Raw genomic sequence first — 6,484 nt, forward strand, 5'->3', positions numbered from 1 at the left:
TACTCACATCCTATCATAAATCTTACCTTTAATACAAATGCGGCCGTCTTCTAACAATTCCGCATCTTTCAAACTCACCGCTTCGCCCCAATCATTATGGAAACTAAAAGAGTTGCTTCTATGAAATTCTAACGCATACTTACTTAAAACTTCCCCCCAAAAAAGATTTTCTTCTATTTTTTTTAAAAAGCCCTCTATAATCAAATCATCGCTCGCGCCAATATCTAAACATGCCCATTTCTTTGAAACCCTATTCACGCCAATGCCGCACACCCGCATGTCTTTATAAACATTAACCAACACGCCCCCTATTTTTTGATCCTCTAAATACAAATCGTTAGGCCATTTAAGCCAGGTTTGAGAGCCTAGCTCTTTTAAAACTTCTTTAAATAAAAACCCCAAATACAAAGCGCTCGCTTGCATGGGCAAATCTTTAGGCAAATCGCTTGCGTTTAAAGCGAGTGAAAAAGTCAAAGCGCTTTTTGCGCCCTCCCAAATATTCCCCCTACTGCCTATCCCAGCACTTTGGTTTTTAGCCAAGACTAAAACAGGGGCTTTGAGTTCATTACTTTTAAGTTTTTCTAAAAGATAGGTTTGCGTGGAAGGCAAACTATCAAAAACCCTTTTTTCGCATTTTCTCATGCCAAAATACCGCCTATTTTCAAACGCTTGCCATTCAAATAATCCTTCGCTTTCAAGGGCTTTTTACCCACCGCTTGCAACCTTGCTATACGCACGCTGCCTTTCAAGCAGCCTACAAGAACGCCTTTTTCATCAATTGCTAAAATCTCGCCTTCCTTGTGGCTCTTTTCATTCTCCACCAATTCTACATCTAAAAGTTTAAGGCTATTTTCTAAAAAGATTTCTGGCCAAGATTTAAACGCAAGCGATTTTAAAAACAAGCTTTTAGCATCTTTAAAACCCACTAAACCATCAGCTTTGGTGATTTTTTTACAAAAACTAGCCTGCATATGATCTTGAGGCTTTCTTGTGATGGAAGAGAAATTTTTGAGCGTTGAAAGAAGTAGGGTTGCCCCCATATGCGCTAATTTTAAACTTAAAGCGTCTAAATCCAAATAATCTTCTCTCAAAAAAGAAGCGCTTTCTAAAATATCCCCGCTATCCAACTCCACATCCATAAGCATGGTGCTTATGCCATAGATCTTATCGTCATTGAGTATCATCTCATGAATGGGCGAAGCCCCCCTGTATTTAGGCAATAACGACGCATGCACATTGATGCAAGGAGCGATGGCTAAAACCTCTTTAGGCAAAATCTTACCATAAGCCACCACCACGATAAAATCAGGCTTTAAATCCTTTAAAATTTGAACTTCAGGCTCTTTCAAACTTTGCGGTTGGAAAATGGGGATATTTAAATGATTTTCTAAAATGTATGTTTTAGTCTCTGGGGCTTTCAATTCTTTTTTGCGCCCAAAAGGTTTATCCATCTGCGTGAATAGCCCCACCACTTCTATATGGTTATCTTTATTTTCAACCAACGCCCTCAAAATCACTTCAGCAAAACCTGGCGTTCCCATAAATACGATGCGCATGTTACCAACCCTTAATTTTTATCTTTTGTAATACCATACTTTCTTTCTCTATTTTTAAAAGCTTCTTCGCTCCCCTCTAATTTCAATAAATCATCTCTATATGCATCGCTCTCAATCATAAAAGACTGTGCAACTATCTTATTATTCTCATTTTTTAACTGAATAATTAGCTCTGCATCAGCGTTCAAAACAAAATTAGCGTTATGGGTGGCAAAAATAATTTGCCTTTTTTGCTTCTGCTTTTTAATTAGAGTAACTAAATAATTAGCGATTAAGGTGCTATCCAAGTGCGCTTCTGGCTCATCAATGATGATGGGGTTATTCCCTAAAGATAAAAGGACAACCAATACAGCCGTGCATTTTTGCCCAAAGGAAGTCTTGTTTAAAACTCTTTTGTCATAACGGACTTCAAAAATTTTATATTTTTCAACATTCCTTAAATGTTTGAGAATGAGAAGCCGATAGATTTGAAAATGAATTTCTCTATCAAATATATCTTTCATGGTTTCATAAAATGCCGCTTTTTTATTTTCAATTAGACTATCAAGCCTTTCTATAAATTCTGCGTGTTGCTTATTTATAATGTCTTTTAATCCAATTTCTTTTAAATATTCCTTGATTTTTGATTGGTGTCTTTGGGTATTAAAACCCTTATCCACCAACTTATCAAAATCCTCAAAAACCTCTTCAAAAATATCTTCATTCAAACGATATTCTATGGTAATTGGTTTCACTTCTTTGTGATTTTTTGAAATTTCTTCAAAAGCCGAATTGATTTTGCTTAATTTCTCATTGATTTGATCTTTAAATTCTTCAATATTTTTATCAATATCTCCATAAGAAAAATTCTCTATTTTGTTAGCAATTTCTTTTATTTCATGCTCTAAACCATTAATATCCATTTTTATGTTTGCCAAATGGTAGTTAGCGTTTCTAATATCTCCTATACTTTCATCGCTCACGCCTTTTTCTTTAAGAAATTCCCTAATCTCTTGGCTCAATGCTTCGTGTTCTGCTCCTAGCGTCCTTATTTTCTCATCTTCGCTATTAAAACACCCATTTTCTCTATTTGTATCTATTTCTTCAATTTTCTTGCAAATATCTTGTTTGAGCTGGTTATAGACTTTATCATAGTTATTTTTTTCTTCCATGTTTTCTTTTGAATCAAAATTCACAACCCGTTTTAATTCTTTAATAAAAGTCCAAAATCCCTCTTTAGATTGTTTTAAATCAATTAGCGATTGGTATTTTGCTTGCAATTTGGCTTTTTTGTCCAAATAGTTTTTATCTGTAAAAGCATCTACAATGCTTTGGTATTTCTTTCTTATTTTCTCGCTCTCTTTTAGTTGTTCTTCTAGCTTATTCTTTTCTTGCCAATATGCGATTTGCTCATCAAACTTTTCAATGCCTTTTGTAATTTGTTTTTCTAACTCCTTAGGTTTTCCACTTGACTTGCTATCTATTCTGTTAAAAATAGCCTCCGTGAATTTTGAGACATTAGTTGCAAATTCTTCCACTTCATTTTGAGCCAAATACTCTATGTTATCCGCTATGTCTATGCTTGACTGTATTTTTAAAGACTTTTGAATTGTTTCAAGCCTTAAGCCTTTAACAAAACTTTTATTTTTAATTGCTGAGGCTATCAATTGCAATAAAGTGCTTTTACCGCTCCCTCTACCCCCTATCACACAAGTAAAGTTCGGACTAAAAAATAGCGTTTCATTAAATCCTGCATAACAAAAAGGAGTATCATCTTGTTCATTGGTGGTTTTTACTTCTTCATCAAAGTTTAACCCTACACTATCTATCTTATACAAAGGGTCTTGAGGTTTCTCTTCACCAATGCTCACTCTTGTTTCTGGCTCATAAATAATTTGTTTTAACCCCTCAAAGGTTTTTTCAGCCTTTATCCAAGTGTATTTTTTCCCTATTTGCTCCTCTTCGTGGGCATCGCTGCTCTGTATGAGAGGTTTGTTATATTCAAGCCAATATTCTCTATCCTTTTTAAGGTTTTCTTGGTTATTTGATGAGTGGATTAAAAAATGCACTTTTTTAACTATTTTTTCATAATTACTGCTACTGCGAGAACTGCCATGCCCTCTTGATAAAAACCCTAATAAATACTTGTCTCTCAAGTTTAAAGACTCTTTCTCTAAACATTCCAACAATTGATCAAAATTAACTACCGCTTTACTACAATCTTTTTGTTCTAAATCTGCAAGTCTTTTCTTGGTTCCATCAATAGTAGTGGCTTCCATATCTGATAAAAACCTTTTTATATTATTATTATTATTATCACTATTATCACTCAAGATCTCATCTGAAAAAATAATGTGGAAATCTAAAAACTCATTTCTATTGTTCTTATAATCCAACCTGACTTCTAAATTATAAAAAACCTTAATACTCTCCTTTTCTATTCTTTTTTTTAATTCAAATTCTTTCTCATTAAACTTAAAATAGTTCGTTAATCCAATGCAATCAATCTCGCTACCGCATAGTTTTTGTATAAACTCCTCTTCAGAACTTTTATACGCTTTATTTAAATGTGTGTATGGCGTATGCGTATGCAAATCCCATTTATGCCAGCTTGAACCTTTATTCTGATCTTTATTGCCCATATTTTCTCCTAATATTATCTCAAAATGTACCACAAAAACTAATCTTCTAAATCTTCCCCATCATACCCAAGCTCTAGCGCCTTCACTTGCCCAATAGCATTACCCGCAATGCCCTTGATAGAGCCATACATGTTAATCGTGCCCTCAAACACTTTGTCAATTTGTTTTTCCCTGCTTTTCCAAATCCTAGCCATCGCGCGTTTTTCGCTTTCTAGATCCGCTCTCAATTGCTCAAACCCCTCTATAATCGCATTCACTTGCATAGAAAATTCAGCACTTGTCAAATAATGATAGAGCAGATTCACTTTATCGCCCTTATTTTCCTGACTTTTTTTAGCCAAACTCACTTGAATAACCCCCTCTCTTAACACCGCACTCAACCCCTTAAACTCTTCAAACGAACACACCCACACCCCTTCAAATAACCCCATCCTCTCCATCTCTTTAGGCAGCGCTTCACTCACAATGACCCCCACATCAGCCCCAATCTCTCGCATGTCGCTTTTAAGCTTTTCAACCCAAGCTTTTTGAAATTCTTTAGTGCGTTTGCTCTCATAATAAATTTTCCCGCAATTTTGAAATTCCCTAGTATGCACCACTTGAATGCAATCGCCCCCTCTTTGCCCTTTTTTGATTTCTTCAATGCTATCTAGGGGGAATTTTTGCCTCAAAAACTCTTCAATCGCTAATTCTTGCACCTCGCCTTGGAATTGCTGCGAACTTAATTCAGCCTTTCTTTGAGCGTTTTTCAACTCGTTTCTTAACATTTCTAATTGCTCTTCTTGCTGCTTGAATTTCAATTCATTTTTTTCATGCAAGGCTTTTTCTATTTTTTCTCTCTCCAAATCCAATTTTTCATTCAATTTTTTTTCATTTTCAGCCTTCAATCGGCTCTCGGCTTCGTTATTTTCTCTTTTTAGCCTTTCAATTTCCGCTTCTTTTTGGTGCAATTCCTGGACTTGTTTGGACTTCTCGTCTAATTCTTTTTGCAACAATTCCAAGCCCTTTTGCTGCTCTAAAAAAGCGTTTTTTCTGGCTTCTTCAATGATTTTAGCCCTTTCATCTTGCAAAGCTAGAACGCTCGCATGTTTGACCGCCTCATCAAATTTGGCCTGTTGCTCTTTCTCTCGCTCTTTTAGAGCCTCTTCTTTTTGCTCTAAAGCTTTGAAATGGCTCTGATACTGCGCTCTTTTCTCATTCACCTCTTTTTCAAACGCTTTTTGTTGGGCTAAAAACCGGCTTTGATTTTCTTGCTCAATCTGTTTGTATAGTGCTTCATTCACATCAATTGGCTCTTGACACTTGGGGCATTTAAAAGGAATGGTTTGAATTTCTTGCATGATTTTCCTTTAAGATTTGATTTTTTATATTTTATAATAGAATGAGATCAATTTAACTTAAGCAGGTTTTATCCAATAAGTTCAGTAAAATAGGGCTTTTATGAAAACAAGGACTTTTTCTTAGCATTCCCACAAACAACAAAAAATAAACAAGGCAAAAAATACCCTTCGCATAAAAACTACATTATAAATAAAAAAAAATGAAGAAATTGAGATAACGATCGATCAGCTGCAAGTTGTCCCAAAAGCACAAGTTTTAGAGAACCATACGATGGGAAGAAGTCTTGCATTAGCATTACAAAAGGCGTCTATCTCTAGATTCGCATCGGTGCATAGAGCACCACTCATCAATCATTTTTTAGAACAAGTTATTTTACAAAGCCCATCTGATGAAAACAAAAATATAAAAACAATTGCTTTTGGAGGTGTTATCAAACTCAATCCACACAATAGAAATCCCTTATTAAAACCCTACAGCGCATTTATTGCACTTTCTTGCACTCAATTCCATTATTCGGGCATGCGCCTAGTTGCCCCCTATGAAAACGATTCTATTATTTTTGAGTTATTGCATTGCATTGATTTTCAGGTGTGCAATTTTGAACGCCAACAACTTGTTCAATTAGATCCGAAAGAAATTAAAACCCAAATCCTTGAGCGTTTAAAACTCTAAAAACAAAACATTAAAATCAAGTAAGCAAAATTTAAAACAAAACACAAAAAATAAGAAGTAAAAACTCAAACATAAGAATGAAAAAATAAGATTTAAAAATCCAACAAAGACAAAAACGCTAACAACATTAAACATTAAGAAATAATAAGAAACCAACAAGTAAATATTAAACAAAACCAAATAAAAACAAAGGAGATAACAAATAAGACAAAAAGAAAAGCCCAATCTTTCAAAACTAAGCAACAAGAAGTTCTTTTGTCAGGTAATACTCTTTGGCTTTTAACAAGCGAATGT

The 6,484-nt window shown here is 34.7% G+C and carries 5 protein-coding genes; 1 reads left to right on the forward strand and 4 read right to left on the reverse strand.

Going from position 1 to position 6,484, the window contains the following annotated elements:
* Positions 1 to 3: 3 nt before the first annotated feature.
* From G6069_RS06875 to G6069_RS06890, 4 genes are read right to left on the reverse strand one after another with little or no spacing between them, the layout of a single operon-like run.
* Positions 4 to 642, reverse strand: coding sequence for a biotin--[acetyl-CoA-carboxylase] ligase (locus G6069_RS06875; protein ID WP_197293806.1), 639 nt, complete (start codon positions 640 to 642; stop codon positions 4 to 6).
* The gene (gene fmt, locus G6069_RS06880) at positions 639 to 1,556 is read right to left on the reverse strand and encodes a methionyl-tRNA formyltransferase (RefSeq protein WP_197293807.1); all 918 of its coding nucleotides are present in this window, start codon (positions 1,554 to 1,556) and stop codon (positions 639 to 641) included. The genes G6069_RS06875 and fmt overlap by 4 nt, the downstream gene beginning before the upstream one ends.
* An 11-nt stretch (positions 1,557 to 1,567) precedes the next feature.
* Positions 1,568 to 4,177, reverse strand: coding sequence for a TrlF family AAA-like ATPase (locus G6069_RS06885; RefSeq protein WP_197293808.1), 2,610 nt, complete (start codon positions 4,175 to 4,177; stop codon positions 1,568 to 1,570).
* A gap of 38 nt (positions 4,178 to 4,215) precedes the next feature.
* On the reverse strand, positions 4,216 to 5,517 hold the full coding sequence (locus tag G6069_RS06890) for a DUF2130 domain-containing protein (RefSeq protein WP_197293809.1): 1,302 nt from the start codon (positions 5,515 to 5,517) through the stop codon (positions 4,216 to 4,218).
* 271 nt (positions 5,518 to 5,788) lie between these two features.
* Here G6069_RS06890 and G6069_RS06895 point away from each other — a divergent pair, with 271 nt between their 5' ends.
* Positions 5,789 to 6,190, forward strand: a complete 402-nt coding sequence (locus G6069_RS06895; RefSeq protein ID WP_049794235.1) for a hypothetical protein — start codon at positions 5,789 to 5,791, stop codon at positions 6,188 to 6,190.
* Positions 6,191 to 6,484 lie beyond the last annotated feature (294 nt).

This window comes from Helicobacter pylori, from assembly GCF_017594925.1.
GTDB classification, from domain to species: Bacteria; Campylobacterota; Campylobacteria; order Campylobacterales; family Helicobacteraceae; genus Helicobacter; species Helicobacter pylori_DP.

Coding starts and splice junctions, on each gene's coding strand:
- G6069_RS06875 (WP_197293806.1), bottom strand. CDS start 642: ATGAGAAAATGCGAAAAAAGGGTTTTTGATAGTTTGCCTTCCACGCAA.
- fmt (WP_197293807.1), bottom strand. CDS start 1,556: ATGCGCATCGTATTTATGGGAACGCCAGGTTTTGCTGAAGTGATTTTG.
- G6069_RS06885 (WP_197293808.1), bottom strand. CDS start 4,177: ATGGGCAATAAAGATCAGAATAAAGGTTCAAGCTGGCATAAATGGGAT.
- G6069_RS06890 (WP_197293809.1), bottom strand. CDS start 5,517: ATGCAAGAAATTCAAACCATTCCTTTTAAATGCCCCAAGTGTCAAGAG.
- G6069_RS06895 (WP_049794235.1), top strand. CDS start 5,789: ATGGGAAGAAGTCTTGCATTAGCATTACAAAAGGCGTCTATCTCTAGA.